Here is a 15999-nt window from a genome sequence, read left to right as displayed (position 1 = left end):
CGGCTTTGTTAAGCACTCTGCGCCGCAAATAAAAAAGCCGCCTCTTGGGAGGCGGCTTCTTCATTCAACGGCGTAACCGGAGTTATCAGGCAATCAGCTTGTAGATGATGCCGGACATGGCGATCAGGCCAATCAGGGTCACGAAGCCGTTGCTGATGTTGCCGGCGTATTTGCGCATGGCCGGGATCTTGGCGATGGCGTACATCGGCATCAGGAACAGCAGCATGGCGATGATGGGGCCGCCCAGGTCTTCGATCATGCCGAGGATGCTCGGGTTAATGGTGGCGATGGCCCAGGTGGTCAGGATCATGAAGAGCGCGGTCACCTTGTTCAGCTGCTTGATCTCGACCTTCTTGCCCTTCTCGCGCAGCGCCTTGGCCATCAGGCCGTTCATGCCTTCCTGCGCACCCAGGTAGTGACCCAGGAAGGATTTGCTGATGGCAACCAGGGCGATCAGCGGTGCTACTGTGGCGATCACCGGGTTGTCGAAGTGGTTGGCCAGGTAGGAGAGGATGGAGATGTTCTGCTCCTTCGCCGCCGCCAGATCAGCCGGGGAGAGGCTCAGTACGCAGCTGAATACGAAGAACATCACAGTCATCACCATCATGACGTGGGCGCCCAGCAGTATGTTGCTGCACTTCTTCTCGGCACCTTCACCGTAACGACCCTTGTTGTCCACCGCGAAGGAGGAGATGATCGGGGAGTGGTTGAAGGAGAACACCATGACAGGGATGGCCAGCCACAGGGTCTTGATGAAGTCACCGTTGAAGGCGTCACCCAGAGCCGGAGCTTCAGTGATGATGGCACCGTTCCAGTGCGGGATCAGGTAGAGCGCCAGGCCCATCAGGGTGATCACGAAGGGGAAGACCAGCACGCTCATCGCCTTGACGATCACCTGGCCGCCGAGGCGAACGATCGCCATCAGACCCAGGATCAGCACCAGGGAGAGGATGGCACGGGGAGGCGCCGTCATGCCCAGCTGGTGAACCATCAGGCTCTCGACTGTGTTGGTGATGGCCACAGAGTACATCAGCAGAATGGGGTAGATGGCAAAGAAGTAGAGCAGGGTGATGAACTTGCCTGCGGTCTTGCCAAAGTGCTCTTCCACCACTTCGGTGATGTCGCCATCACGGGTGGAGCCGGACAGCACGAAGCGGGTCAGGCCGCGGTGGGCGAAGAAGGTCAGCGGCAGGGCCAGCACCAGCATGGCCACCAGCGGCCAGAGGCCACCGACGCCGGCATTGATCGGCAGGAAGAGGACACCGGCACCGATGGCGGTACCGTACAGGCCCAGCATCCAGACCAGATCGGCCTTGTTGATGCCACGGGAGGAGGCTTTGCTCAAGCTGCCTTCAACTGCAATATTCATGTCAGACATAGGGATGTTCCTGTCATCAAGGAAAGTGGATTCTTACTAGTCGGTGGGCATGGGCCCGGTTCCCTCTCCCTGGAACACCTGCTGTTCGTCCTTTTTTATTCTCAGGCCCCGGCTATCCGGCCATCACTCCATGTGACAACCAAATTGCAACAAACGAAGGCATGAGATCGTGATGCTGAGGGTGTCGCTCGCGCCATTTAACAAACTGGCAACGGCCACCTCATCCGATGAGCTGACTCTAGTTAAAAGCCCCTATTAATCACAGCGTTTTTTTGAATTAATCAACCAAAGTTTGATTCCAGTCGCCTTTCAAACGAGCAAGATCACATTACGTACGCCATGTTGCGAAAATTTTTTAACAAATCAAAAATGGGTGTGATTTTTGGCCCCCCTGAAAGAGCAACAAAGCCGTTAAGAACTCCCGCAAATAGTGTGCCGATTGTCTCCCGCCCGGCCTTTGGCGTACCCTTGGTTTTCCCCCACTGCCTCCCTTTGCTGAATATGACCACCGCCCAAAAACGATCTTGCCGAACTGGCGGCATTTCAGCGTCGCCCGGCCACCGCAGCTTCAGCAGGGCCGCCCCCGAGCTCGGGGCCTTGCCCGCCCTTGAGCCACTCCCTCAAGGGCTGAAGAGTCGTCTGGGAGTCAGCCGCTCATCCCGCGCACCCGGGCCGTGGTGCCGACCGAGGTGGGGGAGCGATTGCTGACGCAGTTGTTGCCGACCCCGGGTCAGCTGAGGAGGCGCTGGAGGAGTCGACGCGCCACGGGGATGAGCCGGTCGGCAGGCTGAAGATCTGTGCGCTCAGGCCGCCATCTGGTAGAGGTGCTGGCCCCTGTGCTTATCGACTACCTGGTGCGCTATGCGCGCATGCAGGTGGAGGTGGTGGAGCAGGAGCTGATGCCCTGCCCCATCGAGGATACATGACGCCGCCCTCTTCTCTACGGCGATCTGCCACCAGGAGATGATAGCCGTGCCTCTGGGTCCGTTGCAGCGCTATTCGGTGGTGGGCTCCCCCGACTACCTGGCAAGGCGCGGCATCCCCTCGCACCCCTCCGAACTCAGCCAGCATGACTGCATCGGCTACCGCCTGACCCCCCACCACCACTATCGCTGGGCCTTGCCGCCGACGGCGCTCTGCTGGAGATAGAGGTGAGCGGGCCGCCGACCACCAGCACCCCCGCCCCCATTCCGGGGGGCGGCCGAGGCGGGCCGACCGGCTCACTACGTGAGGAGCGCTGATGCCCTGGCGGCGGGTCGGCTGGTGAGCGTGCTGAGCGCCTGAGCCCCACCTTGCCGGCTTCCATCTTCTTCTACCCCAGCCGCCACCAGCTGGGCCACGGCCTGCGGGCCCTGATAGACATGTTGAAGGCTCCACCAGTTCGCGAGACTGATGAGCATTACTCATCAATGTATCAAATAAACACCGGATTATCAATGGAAAGATAAGAATCTACACTGTGGCTTCGATCCCCGACCCGGCGGTGAAGCACAGATATGTCAGCCTATTTTATTTGCCGTCAGCGGGCCATGACCGCCGTTTCTGGGGCTATGCCCTTCCTCCATCATGGCCATGCTGGTCTCCGGCGCTCTTATTAATGGTGATGGCATTCGTCAGCCACTATGTGGGGGCCGCCGGTCTCGCCGATCAACACCTGGTCTACCCGTCATCATGTTGATCGGCTCCTGCCGCCATGATCGCCATGGGGCAGACACCGCCATCTCTCCAGCAGGGGGCCAGAAACGTCGCTCTGGCCTGCCAGGCCTGGTCAATGCGCCTCTGTCATTGCCGCTGCTGGGGCCTCAAGGTTGCCGTTGCCGCACCACTGGCACATCGACATCCTGCTGGCCCTACCTGCACTGGGATACCGAGACCTGGCAACAGGCCAGCGACTACCTCGCTGATCGGGGCGGCACCCTGCTGCTGGCTGCAGCAACCTGGCGGTGCCCCATTCGCTGCGCAACGACGGTCGACCCCGGCCTGCACATGGTGCTGGTGAGCGGCGGTGCCCTGCTCAACATACTGCTCAACTGGCTATCATGGTCGGCCTGGGGCTGGGGCTGGTGGGCACGGCCCAGGCTACCCTCATCTCGGAAGGGGTGGTCAGCCTGCTTGGCCTTGGCCATGGCTTCTTTACCTCCCGCGCCAGATTGCGGCTGGACTGGCGCCAGCTGGTGCCCAGCTTCCCGGCCATGCCCAGGCTGCTGTTCACCGGGCTGCCGAGCCTGATCGCCCAGTTCAACCTGGGTTGTTGTTGCTGCTGCACAACAGCCAGCTGATGGTGCACGGCTCGGTCAAGGATCTGGCGGGCTTCACGGTGGCGGGTTACACGGAGGTGTTCATCGTGGTCCTGCAGGGGCTGGCCTTCGGCATCCAGCCGCTGATCAGCCAGGCCACAGAGCGGGCGCCAGTGGATCTCAGATTCCCTGATGGCCATGGGCTCGGCATCTGGCGCCTATCTACGGTCTGGGCGGTCGGTCGCCGATCCAGCTGCTGCTCCTGCCAGGTCGCCATGCTCTACACCGGGATCAGGATGCCGAACTGCTACGGCCGCCGTCAGCAGCCTGACCCTCACCCGCTGCCATACCGCTGAGGATCATCATGTTCGGCATAGTGCTGCTGCAGTCCATGGCGCGCACTCCGCCAGGCCCTGGTCATCTCGGCCGCCAAGACGGCGCTGCTGCTGCCCTCATCTTCCTGCTGCCGCTCTGGTGGGGCCGCGACGGCGTGCTGCTGGCCCAACCCGCGACCGTGCTGCTGCTGACCCCGCCGCTCTGCTGGCTGGGTTGTGCGAGTGGCGTCAGCCTCGCGCAGGGCAAGGCCCCCTGCCACCCGCTCCGCCCCCCGATGCAAGTGGGGGAGGAGGTGATGACGAGATGAGATCTCAGGTTTTCTGCCGCCCATAAAAAAAGTCCCCGCAATGCGGGGACTTTTCACAAGAGATGATCGCCGGGTATCAGCAGTAGCCGTAACCCAGCAGGCGCTGGTAGCGCTGCTCCAGCAACTGGTCGCTGTCCAGCGGGCGCAAGGCCGCCAGGTCTTGCTTGATGCGATCCTTCAGGCGCTGGGCCATCAGCTCCACGTTGCGGTGGGCGCCGCCGAGGGGCTCTTCGACGATGCTGTCGATGAGCTTCAGCTCCTTCAGGCGCTGGGCGGTGATGCCCATGGCATCGGCGGCCACCGGCGCCTTGTCGGCGCTCTTCCACAGGATGGAGGCGCAACCTTCCGGCGAGATGACGGAGTAGGTGGAGTACTGCAGCATGTTGACGCGATCGCCGACGCCGATGGCGAGGGCGCCGCCGGAGCCGCCTTCACCTATCACGGTGCAGACCACGGGCACGGTCAGACCGGCCATGACTTTCAGGTTGCGGGCAATGGCCTCGGACTGGCCACGCTCCTCGGCACCCACGCCGGGGTAGGCGCCCGGGGTGTCGATGAAGGTGATGATCGGCATCTTGAAGCGCTCGGCCATCTGCATCAGGCGCAGGGCCTTGCGGTACCCTTCCGGGCGCGGCATGCCGAAGTTGCGACGGATCTTCTCCTTGGTCTCGCGACCCTTCTGCTGACCAATCACCATGACGGGCTCGCCGTCCAGGCGGGCGATGCCGCCGACGATGGCCTTGTCATCGGCGTAGGCGCGATCACCGGCCAGCTCGTCGAAGTCGGTGAAGATCTGCTCGATGTAGTCGAGGGTGTAGGGGCGCTGGGGATGACGCGCCATCTGGGACACCTGCCAGGCACCCAGATCGCCGAAGATCTTCTTGGTCAGCTCTTCGTTTTTCTTCTCCAGCCGACGGATATCTTCGCTGAGATCCACGGCACTGTTGTGCTCGCTCACATGGCGAAGTTCATCGATCTGAGCCTGCAATTCGGCGATCGGCTGTTCAAAATCCAGAAAAAGACTCATAGGGACAATAGATCCTCTAATCAAAAACCAATTCAACCCGCTCTCGTCCAAGCAGGACTCGCAAGTCATCTATCAGTTGATCGGTGGGCGTCACCCGCCACTCGGTACCGAGCGTCAATCGCGCCCGGGAGCCGGGCCGACGATAGTTTACCTGAACCGGACAGACTCCGGCACGGGCGGGCTCCAAAATCTCGCACAAACGCGGGAAAAAGCGTTCGTCAATGCGTTGTTCATCGAGGGAAATGCGGATCGCCCTGGCGAAACGCTCCCTCGCATCGTTGATATCCAGCAATTCGCGGGCCGACATTTTAAGGCCACCGGAGAAGTCATCAAAGCTGACCTGTCCAGAAACCACTAAAATACGGTCTTTTTGCATCAATTCTTCGTATTTTTCCAGCGCTTCACTGAAGAGGGTCACATCCAGACGGCCGGATCTGTCGTCCAGGGTGAAGATCCCCATCTTGTTGCCGCGCTTGGTCACCATGCTACGGGCCGCGATCACCAGCCCCGCCGCCGTGGTCACTGTGTCCCGGGAGGTGGGATGCAGATCGCACAGCCGGCCCGAGGTGTAGCGACGCAGCTCGCCGCTGTACTGGTTGATGGGGTGGCCGGTCAGGTAGAGCCCGAGGGTCTCCCGCTCCCCTTCCAGCCACACCTTGTCGGGCCAGTGCGGCACGTTGGCGAACGCCTTCTTGACGTCGTCTATCTCCTCGGTGAGCACCCCAAACATGTCGACCTGCCCCACCGCCTGGGCCTTGGCGTGCTGCTCGGCGGCGCGCATCGCTTCTTCCAGCGTCGCCATCAGGGCGGCGCGGTGCGGGCCCAGTCGGTCCATGGCGCCGGAGAGGATGAGTTTTTCCATCACCCGCTTGTTGAGCTTCTTGATGTCGACCCGGTTGCAGAAGTCGAACAGATCCCGGAAGGGGCCGTCCTGATCCCGCGCGCTGAGAATCGCATCTATGGGGCCCTCGCCGACCCCTTTCACCGCGCCGATTCCGTAGACGATGTGGCCATCTTCGTTGACCGAGAAGCGATAGCGGCCGGTGTTCACGTCAGGGGGTATGACGGTCAGCCCCATCCGCTGACACTCGTCCACCAGCGTCACTATCTTGTCGGTGTTGTCCATGTCGGCGGTCATCACCGCCGCCATGAACTCGGCCGGGAAGTGGGTCTTGAGCCAGAGGGTCTGGTAGGAGACCAGCGCATAGGCGGCGGAGTGGGACTTGTTGAAGCCGTAGCCCGCAAACTTCTCCACCAGATCGAAGATCTTCATCGCCAGTTCGCCGTCGACGCCGTTCTTGATGGCGCCCTCCTCGAAACCGGCCCGCTGCTTGGCCATCTCCTCGGGTTTCTTCTTGCCCATGGCCCGGCGCAGCATGTCCGCGCCCCCCAGCGTGTAACCCGCCAGGGTCTGGGCTATCTGCATCACCTGCTCCTGGTAGAGGATGATGCCGTAGGTGGGCTCGAGTATGGGCTTGAGGCTCTCGTGCTGCCACTTCTCGTCCGGGTAGGAGATGGCCTCCTTGCCGTGCTTGCGCTCGATGAAGTTGTCCACCATGCCGGACTGCAGCGGGCCCGGACGGAACAGGGCCACCAGGGCGATCATGTCTTCGAAGCAGTCGGGCTGCAGCCGCTTGATGAGATCCTTCATGCCGCGGGATTCGAGCTGGAATACCGCCGTGGTCTCGAAGCGCTGCAACAGCGCGAACGACTTCTTGTCGTCGATGGGGATGGCGGCGATGTCGACCGGCGGCTTGCCCTCCTTGGCCAGGCGCGGGTTGATCATGCCGAGGGCCCAGTCGATGATGGTGAGGGTTCGAAGCCCCAGGAAGTCGAACTTCACCAGGCCGGCGTACTCCACATCGTTCTTGTCGAACTGGGTCACCGGGTGGTGGCCGGAATCGTCGCAGTAGAGCGGCGCGAAGTCGGTGATTTTGGTGGGGGCTATCACCACACCACCGGCGTGTTTGCCGGCGTTGCGCACCACACCTTCCAGTCGGCGCGCCATGTCGATGAGGTCCTTGACCTCCTCGTCCTGCTCGTAGAGCTCCGGCAGCTTGGGCTCGGCCTCGAACGCCTTGGCGAGCGTCATGCCCGGATCCGGCGGAATGAGCTTGGAGATGCGATCCACGAAGCCATAGGCGTGGCCCAGCACCCGGCCCACGTCCCGCACCACCGCCTTGGCCGCCATGCTGCCGAAGGTGATGATCTGGGACACCGCCTCCCGGCCATACATCTCGGAGACGTGGTCGATCACCTCGTCCCGTCTGTCCATGCAGAAATCGACGTCGAAGTCGGGCATGGAGACCCGCTCGGGGTTCAGGAAACGTTCGAACAGCAGATCAAATTCGAGGGGATCCAGATCGGTGATCTTGAGGGCGTAGGCCACCAGCGACCCCGCGCCCGAGCCCCGGCCCGGGCCGACCGGGATGCCGTTGTCCTTGGACCACTGGATAAACTCCATCACGATGAGGAAGTAACCCGGGAAGCCCATCTGGTTGATCACCTTGAGCTCGATGTCGAGGCGCTCGTCATACTCGCCACGCTTGGCGGCGCGGACTTGCGGATCCGGGAACAGGAAGGCCAGGCGGTCTTCCAACCCCTCCTTGGACTTCATCACCAGGAAATCTTCGGTGGTCATGTCGCCGGTCGGGAAGTTCGGCAGGAAGTACTCCCCCAGTCGCACCGTCACGTTGCAGCGCTTGGCGATCTCCACCGTGTTCTCCAGCGCCTCCGGGATGTCGGCAAACAGCTCGCACATTTCTTCCTGACTGCGCAGGTACTGCTGCGGGCTGTAACGGCGCGGACGGCGCTTGTCCATCAGGGTGTAGCCGTCGTGGATGGCGACCCGGATCTCGTGGGCATCGAAGTCGTCGGCCCCGAGGAACACCACCTCGTTGGTGGCCACTACCGGCAACTCGAACTCGGCGGCGATGGCCACCGCCATGTGCAGGTAGACCTCCTCGTCCGGGCGGCCGGTACGCAGCAGCTCCAGATAGTAGGCATCCGGGAAGTGAGTCCGGTAGAAGGCGAGGCTCTGCTCCACCATCTGGCGGTTGCCCTTGAGCAGGAACTTGCCGAGATCCCCCTCGCGACCACCGGAGAGCACTATCACCCCCTTGGCGTGCTCGACCAGCCAGCCCTTGTCGATGACAGGCCGCCCCTGCACGTGCCCGCGCTGGTAGCCGCGGGAGATGAGCAAGGTGATGTTCTGGTAGCCGTCGTTGTCCATGGCGAGCAGGGTGAGGCGGAACTGCTCGTCGCCGAGCTCCTCGCTCTGCACCCAGAAGTCCGCCCCGACAAGGGGTTTGATCCCCTTGCCGTGGGCCGAGCCATAGAAGCGTACCAGGCCGCACATGTTCATCTGGTCGGTCAGGGCCAGGGCCGGCATGTTGTTGGCCGCGGCCGCCGAGACGATGGGGCCGATTTTCTGCAGGCCATCGACCATGGAGAAGTCGGAGTGGACTCGCAGGTGGACGAAGCGAGGATCGGCCATCTATTCGATCCCCAGCGCCCGGCGCACCGGTTTGAAGCTCTGCCGATATTCGGGCAGGGGGCCGCGCTCGGCCAATATGGCGAGGTGTTCGGCAGTGGGATAGCCCTTGTGGCGGGCGAAACCGTACTCGGGATGACGGCCGTCAAGCTCGGTCATCTCGGCGTCGCGGGTCACCTTGGCGAGGATGGAGGCGGCGCTGATGGCGGCCACCAGGCTGTCCCCTTTGACCACGGCACGGGCCTCCATCGGCAAACTTGGACAGCGGTTGCCGTCGATAAAGACCAGCTCGGGGGTGATGGACAAGCCCGCCACGGCGCGCTGCATGGCCAGCATGGTGGCGTGCAGTATGTTGAGCTCGTCGATCTCCGCCGGGGTGGCACGGCCGATGGACCAGGCCAGGGCCTTTGCCTTGATTTCATCAAACAGGGCGAGGCGCTTCTTCTCGGAGAGCTTCTTGGAATCGGCGAGGCCAAGGATGGGATTGGCGGGATCCAGGATCACCGCGGCGGTGACCACGTCACCCACCAGGGGGCCACGGCCCACCTCGTCAACCCCGGCAACCCGCTTGTCTTGTGGAATATCGATCGTCATATCACAGGCCTTGAATCAAAACCGGCCCCGCAGGGCCAGTATCAGCACAACATAACGCCAACAGCGCGCCGCCAGCCACCCTAACTGTCGAGCAGCTCGGCCACCGCCTCGGCGGCCTGCACATCGGCGTTGCAGCGGATCTTCTGGTGCAACTTGGTGAAGGTGGCGATGAGCTCGCTGTTGTCGTGCTCCAGCAGCTTGCTGACCTCTTCCACCAGATTGGCCGCAGTGCACTCATGCTGGATGAGCTCGGGCACCAGCATCCTGTCTGCCAGCAGATTCGGCAGGGAGACGTACTCCGTCTTCACCAGCCACTGGGCGAGCCAGTAGCTCAGCGGCTTGAGCTTGTAACCCACCACCATGGGGCGCTTCACCAGCATGGCCTCCAGCGCGGCCGTGCCGGACGCCAGCATCACCACGTCGGCGGCAATCATGGCCTCACGGCCCTGACCGTCCAGCAGCACCATGTCGAGATCCGGCGCCACCTCGGCCTTGATGGCGAGGAACTGCTCGCGCCGCTTCTCGTTCACCAGCGGCACTATGAAGCCGAGATCCGGGCAGTGCACCGTCAGGTGCTTGCAGGCCTCGAGGAAGACGGGGGACATGAAGCCGACCTCGGCGCTGCGGCTGCCCGGCAACACCGCCAGCCAGCGGCGGCCCGGCTCGAGGCCGAGGGTCTCGCGCATCTCCTGCCGATCCGGCACCAGGGGAATGTCGTCCGCCATGGTGTGCCCGACGAAGCGGCAGGGGGCATCGAAGCGGTCGTAGAAGGCTTTCTCGAACGGCAGGAAGGCGAGCACCATGTCGGTGGCGGCCTTGATCTTGTGAATGCGGCCCTGACGCCAGGCCCAGACCGAGGGGCTGACGTAGTGGACCGTCTTGATACCGGCGCGGCGCAGTTTCAGCTCCACCCCGATATTGAAATCCGGTGCATCCACCCCGACGAAGATGTCCGGGGGATTGGCAATGAAGTGGCGCAGCAACTCGCGGCGCACCTGGAGGATCCGGGGCAGACGTCCCAGTACCTCGCTGATGCCCATGACGGAAAGCTCTTCCATCTCGAACAGGGCCTTGACGCCCAGAGCCTGCATGCGCGGCCCGGCGATCCCTTCGAACTGGGCATCGGGATAACGAACCAGCAGCTCGCGCACCAGACCGGCAGCCAGGATGTCGCCGGAGGTCTCTCCGGCGACGATGCCGATGCGGATGGGCTTAGGCACGGATGATCCCGCGCTCGTTGCCCTTGAGGAAATCCACATAGAGCTGGACGGCCGGCTCGGTGGCCGCCATCTCGCTCAGTACCGGCAGCACCTCTTCGATGGTCTTGCCGGAGCGGAAGATCTCCTTGTAGGCACGCTTGACGGCCGAGATGGCTTCGGGCGTGAAGCCGCGACGACGCAGCCCTTCGGAGTTGACCCCGAACGGCTTGGCGTAGTTGCCGGCGGCCATCACGTAGGGCGGCACGTCCTTGTTCAGGGCGGCGCAGCCACCGACGAAGGCGTGGGAGCCGACGCGGCCGAACTGGTGAATGGCAGACAGACCGCCGAAGATCACGAAGTCACCGATGTGAACGTGGCCAGCCAGGGTCGCGTTGTTGGCGAAGATGCAGTTGTCACCGATCATGCAGTCATGGGCCACGTGCACGTTGACCATGAAGAGGTTGCCGCTGCCGACCTTGGTCAGGCTCTGATCCTGGGTGGTGCCGCGGTGCACGGTGCAGTTCTCGCGAAACACGTTGTTGTCGCCGATCTCGAGGAAGGTGCGCTCGCCAGCGTACTTCTTGTCCTGGCAATCCTCACCGATGGAGGTGTGCTGGAAGATCTTGTTGCCACGGCCGATCCTGGTCGGGCCCTTGATCACCACGTGGGACCCCACCCAGGTGTCGTCACCGATTTCCACCTCGGCACCGATGACGGTAAAGGGGCCGATTTCCACCCCTTTGCCGATCACGGCAGACTCATGGACGATGGCGGTATCGTGGATGATGGCAGTCTGGTCAATCACGGTTACACCTCGCGTTTGGCGCACATCAGTTCGGCGGTACAGACAATTTCACCATCGACTGTGGCAACGCCGGTGAACTTGGCGATGCCGCGACGCTCCTTCAGAAACTCTACGTCGAGCACCAGCTGATCGCCAGGGCCGACCGGACGCTTGAAGCGGGCGTTGTCGATGGAGGCAAAGTAATAGAGCTCGTTGGGGGACGGCTTGCCCACCATGGTAAAGGCCAGGATACCGGTCGCCTGGGCCATGGCTTCCAGGATCAGCACGCCGGGGAACACCGGCTTGGCCGGGAAGTGCCCCTGGAAGATCGGCTCGTTGAACGAGACGTTCTTGATGGCGCGCAGGGTCTTGCGCTCATCGCTGATCTCGTAATTTTCCACCTTGTCCACCATCAGGAACGGATAACGGTGGGGCAGCAGATCCATGATTTCCTGGATCCCCAGGCTTTTCTTTTCAGTAGTCAAAACAGTACCCTATACCAATCGTGATTATTCTTGATCCAGCTTTTTCTCAAGTCGGCTCAACCGCTTGTGCATCTCTTCGATACGCATCACCCGGGCGGCGGTCTTGCGCCACTCTTTATTGGTTTGCAGGGGGATGCCTGAAGAGTAGATTCCGGGCTCGGTAATGGGTCGCATCACCATGGCCATACCGGTGACGGTGGCCTGGTCGCAGATCTCCATGTGCCCGTTAAAGACGGAAGCGCCGCCAATGATACAGTATTTGCCGACCTTGAGACTACCGGCCATCACGGTCGAGCCCGCCACGGCGGTGCCGTAGCCAATCTCGACGTTGTGGGCGATCTGGCACTGGTTGTCGATGATGACGTTGTCCGCGATGCGGGTGTCTTCCAGGGCACCGCGGTCTATGGTGGTGCAGGCACCGATTTCCACCCGGTTGCCTATGGCCACGCCGCCGAGCTGGGGGATCTTGATCCACTCGCCACGCTCGTTGGCATAACCGAAACCGTCGGCCCCGATCACGGTGCCGGCTTGCACCAGACAATCCGTGCCCAGGGTCACGTTATGATACAGGGTGACGTTGGCCCACAACCGGGAGCGCGCTCCCAGTCGGGTATCCTTGCCAACGAAACAGCCCGGGCCGATGCGGACATCATCCCCCAGCACGACGCCGGATTCGATGACCGCATTGGCGCCGATGGCCACTCTCTCGCCCAGTTGCACATCCGCCGCGATGACGGCACTCGGATGGATATCCGTGGCCGGCTGCGGGGTGGTGTCCAGCAGTTGGGCTACCCGGGCAAAGCCCACATAGGGGTCTTTGAGCACCAGGGCATTGGTGGGGCAAAACGGCAGGTCCGCCTCAGTGATGAGCACGGCAGTCGCCTTGCTCTGCTCCAGGAAATGCCGGTACTTCTTGTTGGACAGGAAGGCAATCTCCCCCTCCCCGGCTTTTTCCAGTGTCGCTACCTTGCGGATTTCCCGGGTCCCATCCCCATGGACCTCGGCCCCCAGTTGCTGGGCCAGCTGTGCGAGAGTGAATGCCATCAATTAGTTGCTCTTGCTTACCTGAGAGATAACCTGGCTGGAGATGTCCAGCTTGCTGGCGGCATAGGGAGCAGCATTGCGCTCCAGCACCAGATCGTAACCATTGCTCTTGGCGATGGCGTCGATGGCAGCCTGAACCTTGGTCAGGATCTTGTTGCGCTCTTCAGCCTGACGACGGCCGTTGTCCTGCTCGAACGCCTGACGCTTCTGGTTGAACTCCATCTGCAGCTTGGCCAGCTTCTCCTGGTTCTGCTTCTTCTGCTCGTTGCTCATGAAGGCTTCGTCCTTCTTGAACTTCTCGACCAGAGCCTGACCGTCGGATTCCAGCTTCTGCAGCTCGCGCATGCGCGGCTCGAACTCGCCCTTCAGTTTCTTGGCCACGGCTTCACGCTGGGGCAGCTTTTGGAAGACTTCGCCCATGTCGACCACGGCGATCTTGGTCTCAGCCCAGGCGGAGCCCATACCGGCAGCCATCAGTGCAAAACTCAAACCAGCTACTTTCAACGCTTTATTCACACTTACTCCTTGGTCCCTCGGTCGAGGGCTACCTGATTTACCTGATTGTGCAAGCGATCTCTGGGACCGGCTTGTTACCTGGTGAGGCACGCAAGCTGCGCGTCCCATCATTGAATACCCCCTGGTGGGGGCGGGCCCGCCTTTAGAAGGTACGGCCGATGTTGAAGGAGAAGACTTCGGTATCGTCCCCTTCGTATTTCTTGAGCGGCTGCGCCAGCACGAACACCAAGGGTCCCATGGGGGAGAGCCACTGCAGTGACAGACCCGCCGACATCCGGATATTGGTGGGGTCAGAATAGTCCATCAGATAGTTACAGCCACTGAAGCAACGGTTCTGGTACTGACCATATTCGAAGGTGGTATCCCACACGGTACCGGCATCGATGAAGAAGCTGGTCCGCAGCTGGGGCTGGTAGCTTTCAGACGCGAACGGCGTCGGCACTATCATCTCGAGGGAGGCCACCGCCAGGGCATTGCCCCCCACAGAGCTGTCGGTGCCCTGGATCACGTCGTTACCGCCCAGGTTGTAGTAGTAGAGCGCCTTCGGACCGACGGTGTTGCTCTTGAAGCCGCGCAGGGTGTCGAAGCCACCGGCGTAGTAGTTCTCGAAGAAGGGCAGGACGTGGTCGTAGTCACCGTTGCTGCCGTAGCCATTGCCGTAAGAGGCGCGGGCCTTGGCCAGCATGACCCACTGGTGGTCGGCATCAAACGGGAAGTAATGGGAGTCTTCGGCGTTGAGCTTGAAGTACTGCAGATCCATGCCAGGCACAGTCACCTTGGCGTTCACCCGCTGACGGTCACCGGCGGTCGGGAACTGACCCTTGTTGAGGGTGGAGCGAGTCCAGCCGGCGGTGACGTCCACGGTGTTGAACACCATGCGGTTGTCGCCGTCCAGGTTGGACTGATACACCTTCCAGAACTCATCCACCTGCACATAGGGGTTGGGCTGGGACAGCTTGTTGTTCTCGTAGCCGAGGCTGAAGTCGAGACGGTTGTTCTCGTTGACCGGGAAACCGCTGGAGAGACGGAAGCCTATGGTGGTGTTTTCGTAGTCGACGATGTTGGCATCGGCCGCACTGAACTTGTTGTAGTAGAGGCGGCCGCCCAGGCTGACCCCATCGACGGTGAAGTAGGGATCGTTGTAGCTGAGATCGATGTTCTTCGAGTAGTCGTTGGTGCTGGCGTTGATGCCGATCTTCTTGCCGGTCCCCATGAAGTTGTCTTGCTGCAGGCCCGCCTGCAGGCTCAGACCAGACTCGGTACCGTAGCCGATGCCGGCATTGATGGAACCTGCCGGCTGCTCCTTGACCTTGAAGTCCAGATCGACCTGATCGTCGCTGCCCGCCACCCGCTTGGTGTCCACTTCCGCGGTCTCGAAGAAGCCGAGGCGGTTGAGACGGGTCTTGGACTGCTCGACGTTGTCGGAGGAGAGCCAGGTGCCTTCCATCTGACGCATCTCGCGACGCAGCACTTCGTCCTTGGTGGTGACGTTGCCGCTGAAGTTGATGTTGCGCACATAGACCCGGGGACCCGGCTCTATGTTGACGATCAGCTCCACTTCCTTGGTCTGGTCATTGACCTGGGGGAAGGTGACCACTTTGGGATAGGCGTAGCCATAACGGCCGAGGAACTTGGAGAGCACCTCTTCGGTGTGGGTCACCTGGCTGGCGGAGTAGACGCTGCCTGCCTCTATGGGGATGAGCCCCTTCATGTCGCCGCCACGGTCGATGAGATCGCCCTTGAGCTGCACGCCGGAGACCTTGTACTGATCCCCTTCCTTGATGTTCAGGGTGACGTAGACGCCCTTCTTGTCCGGGGTCATGGAGACCTGGGTGGACTCCTGAGCGAAACGGATGTAGCCGCGGTCCATGTAGTAGGAGCGTAGCACTTCGATGTCACCGGCCAGCTTCTGCTTCTGATAGCGCTGATCGCCGGTGAAGTTCCACCAGGGCACATCGTCCTTCAAGGAGAGCTGGGCCAGCAGTTTCTCTTCCGGGAACACCTGGTTACCGACTATGTTGATCTGCTGGATCTTGGCCGCTTCCCCTTCCACGAAGGTGAACTTGAGGTCGACCCGGTTGCGGGGCAGCGGGGTGACGATGGCCTTGACCTTGGCGGAATACTTGCCCACGCCGTAGTAGAAATCTTCCAGTCCCTTCTCGAGGGAGCTCAGCACGGTGCGATCCAGGGGATCACCGACGCGAATGCCGGAGGACTCCAGGCTCTGGGTCAGCTGCTCCTCCTTGATGTCCTTGTTGCCGGAAAACTCGATGCTGGAGATGGTCGGGCGTTCCTTCACCACGACTTGCAGCACCTGGCCGTCACGATAGACCTTGACGTCCTCGAAGTTGCCGGAGGCATAGAGCTTCTTGATGGCGTTGGCCAGGGCCACCGAGTCCACGGAGTCACCGACCCGGACCGGCAGATTCAACAGGGCGGCGCCCAGGGTCACCCGCTGCAGACCCTCGACCTGAATGTCTTGCACCACAAAAGAGGCAGGGGCCGCCTGAGCCAGGAAGCTGGCTCCCAGCAGGCAACTCAACACCAATGCTTTTTTAACAGCCATTTTGTTCTTATGTGTCCTTGTTGATGCTCTAGC

At 61.7% G+C, this 15999-nt stretch carries 10 protein-coding genes and 2 pseudogenes; 2 read left to right on the top strand and 10 right to left on the bottom strand.

Translation table 11 applies throughout. The features are described from left to right. Window positions 1-85 precede the first annotated feature (85 nt). Window positions 86-1378, bottom strand: a complete 1293-nt coding sequence (locus tag ACWPWQ_RS00885; protein ID WP_025327895.1) for an HAAAP family serine/threonine permease — start codon at window positions 1376-1378, stop codon at window positions 86-88. Between the two features lie 532 nt (window positions 1379-1910). Between ACWPWQ_RS00885 and ACWPWQ_RS00880 the strand changes: the two are divergent. Together ACWPWQ_RS00880 and ACWPWQ_RS00875 are read left to right on the top strand one after the other, a co-directional pair. After that, window positions 1911-2826, top strand: a pseudogene (locus ACWPWQ_RS00880) (LysR substrate-binding domain-containing protein). Between the two features lie 48 nt (window positions 2827-2874). Next, a pseudogene (locus ACWPWQ_RS00875) lies at window positions 2875-4258 on the top strand (MATE family efflux transporter). Between the two features lie 76 nt (window positions 4259-4334). Here ACWPWQ_RS00875 and accA read toward each other — a convergent pair. The 9 genes from accA to bamA form a co-directional block, all read right to left on the bottom strand. Then, entirely contained in the window at window positions 4335-5285 is a 951-nt protein-coding gene (gene accA / locus ACWPWQ_RS00870; RefSeq protein WP_025327902.1) for an acetyl-CoA carboxylase carboxyl transferase subunit alpha, read from the bottom strand. 16 nt (window positions 5286-5301) lie between these two features. Beyond that, window positions 5302-8781: a DNA polymerase III subunit alpha gene (gene dnaE, locus ACWPWQ_RS00865; RefSeq protein WP_454008779.1), complete on the bottom strand. Its 3480-nt coding sequence runs from the start codon at window positions 8779-8781 to the stop codon at window positions 5302-5304. After that, the gene (gene rnhB / locus ACWPWQ_RS00860; RefSeq protein WP_454008778.1) at window positions 8782-9372 is read right to left on the bottom strand and encodes a ribonuclease HII; all 591 of its coding nucleotides are present in this window, start codon (window positions 9370-9372) and stop codon (window positions 8782-8784) included. It lies immediately after the preceding gene. Between the two features lie 80 nt (window positions 9373-9452). Next, window positions 9453-10592 (bottom strand): lipid-A-disaccharide synthase, encoded by a 1140-nt coding sequence (lpxB, locus tag ACWPWQ_RS00855; protein ID WP_139436539.1) that lies wholly within the window; start codon window positions 10590-10592, stop codon window positions 9453-9455. Then, on the bottom strand, window positions 10585-11376 hold the full coding sequence (gene lpxA, locus ACWPWQ_RS00850) for an acyl-ACP--UDP-N-acetylglucosamine O-acyltransferase (protein WP_454008777.1): 792 nt from the start codon (window positions 11374-11376) through the stop codon (window positions 10585-10587). Before lpxA ends, lpxB begins: the two co-directional genes overlap by 8 nt. Window positions 11377-11378: 2 nt before the next feature. Then, on the bottom strand, window positions 11379-11840 hold the full coding sequence (gene fabZ / locus ACWPWQ_RS00845) for a 3-hydroxyacyl-ACP dehydratase FabZ (protein ID WP_041206255.1): 462 nt from the start codon (window positions 11838-11840) through the stop codon (window positions 11379-11381). 24 nt (window positions 11841-11864) lie between these two features. Beyond that, window positions 11865-12884, bottom strand: coding sequence for a UDP-3-O-(3-hydroxymyristoyl)glucosamine N-acyltransferase (lpxD, locus tag ACWPWQ_RS00840; protein ID WP_454008776.1), 1020 nt, complete (start codon window positions 12882-12884; stop codon window positions 11865-11867). Window positions 12885-12887: 3 nt separating this feature from the next. Further along, window positions 12888-13400 (bottom strand): OmpH family outer membrane protein, encoded by a 513-nt coding sequence (locus ACWPWQ_RS00835; protein WP_139436545.1) that lies wholly within the window; start codon window positions 13398-13400, stop codon window positions 12888-12890. 142 nt (window positions 13401-13542) lie between these two features. After that, on the bottom strand, window positions 13543-15966 hold the full coding sequence (gene bamA / locus ACWPWQ_RS00830; RefSeq protein ID WP_454008775.1) for an outer membrane protein assembly factor BamA: 2424 nt from the start codon (window positions 15964-15966) through the stop codon (window positions 13543-13545). Window positions 15967-15999 lie beyond the last annotated feature (33 nt).

Source organism: Aeromonas sp. Marseille-Q7275 (genome assembly GCF_965119515.1).
The sequence above is the reverse complement of the archived record's forward strand: the minus strand, read 5'-3'. Positions and strand labels throughout refer to the sequence as shown.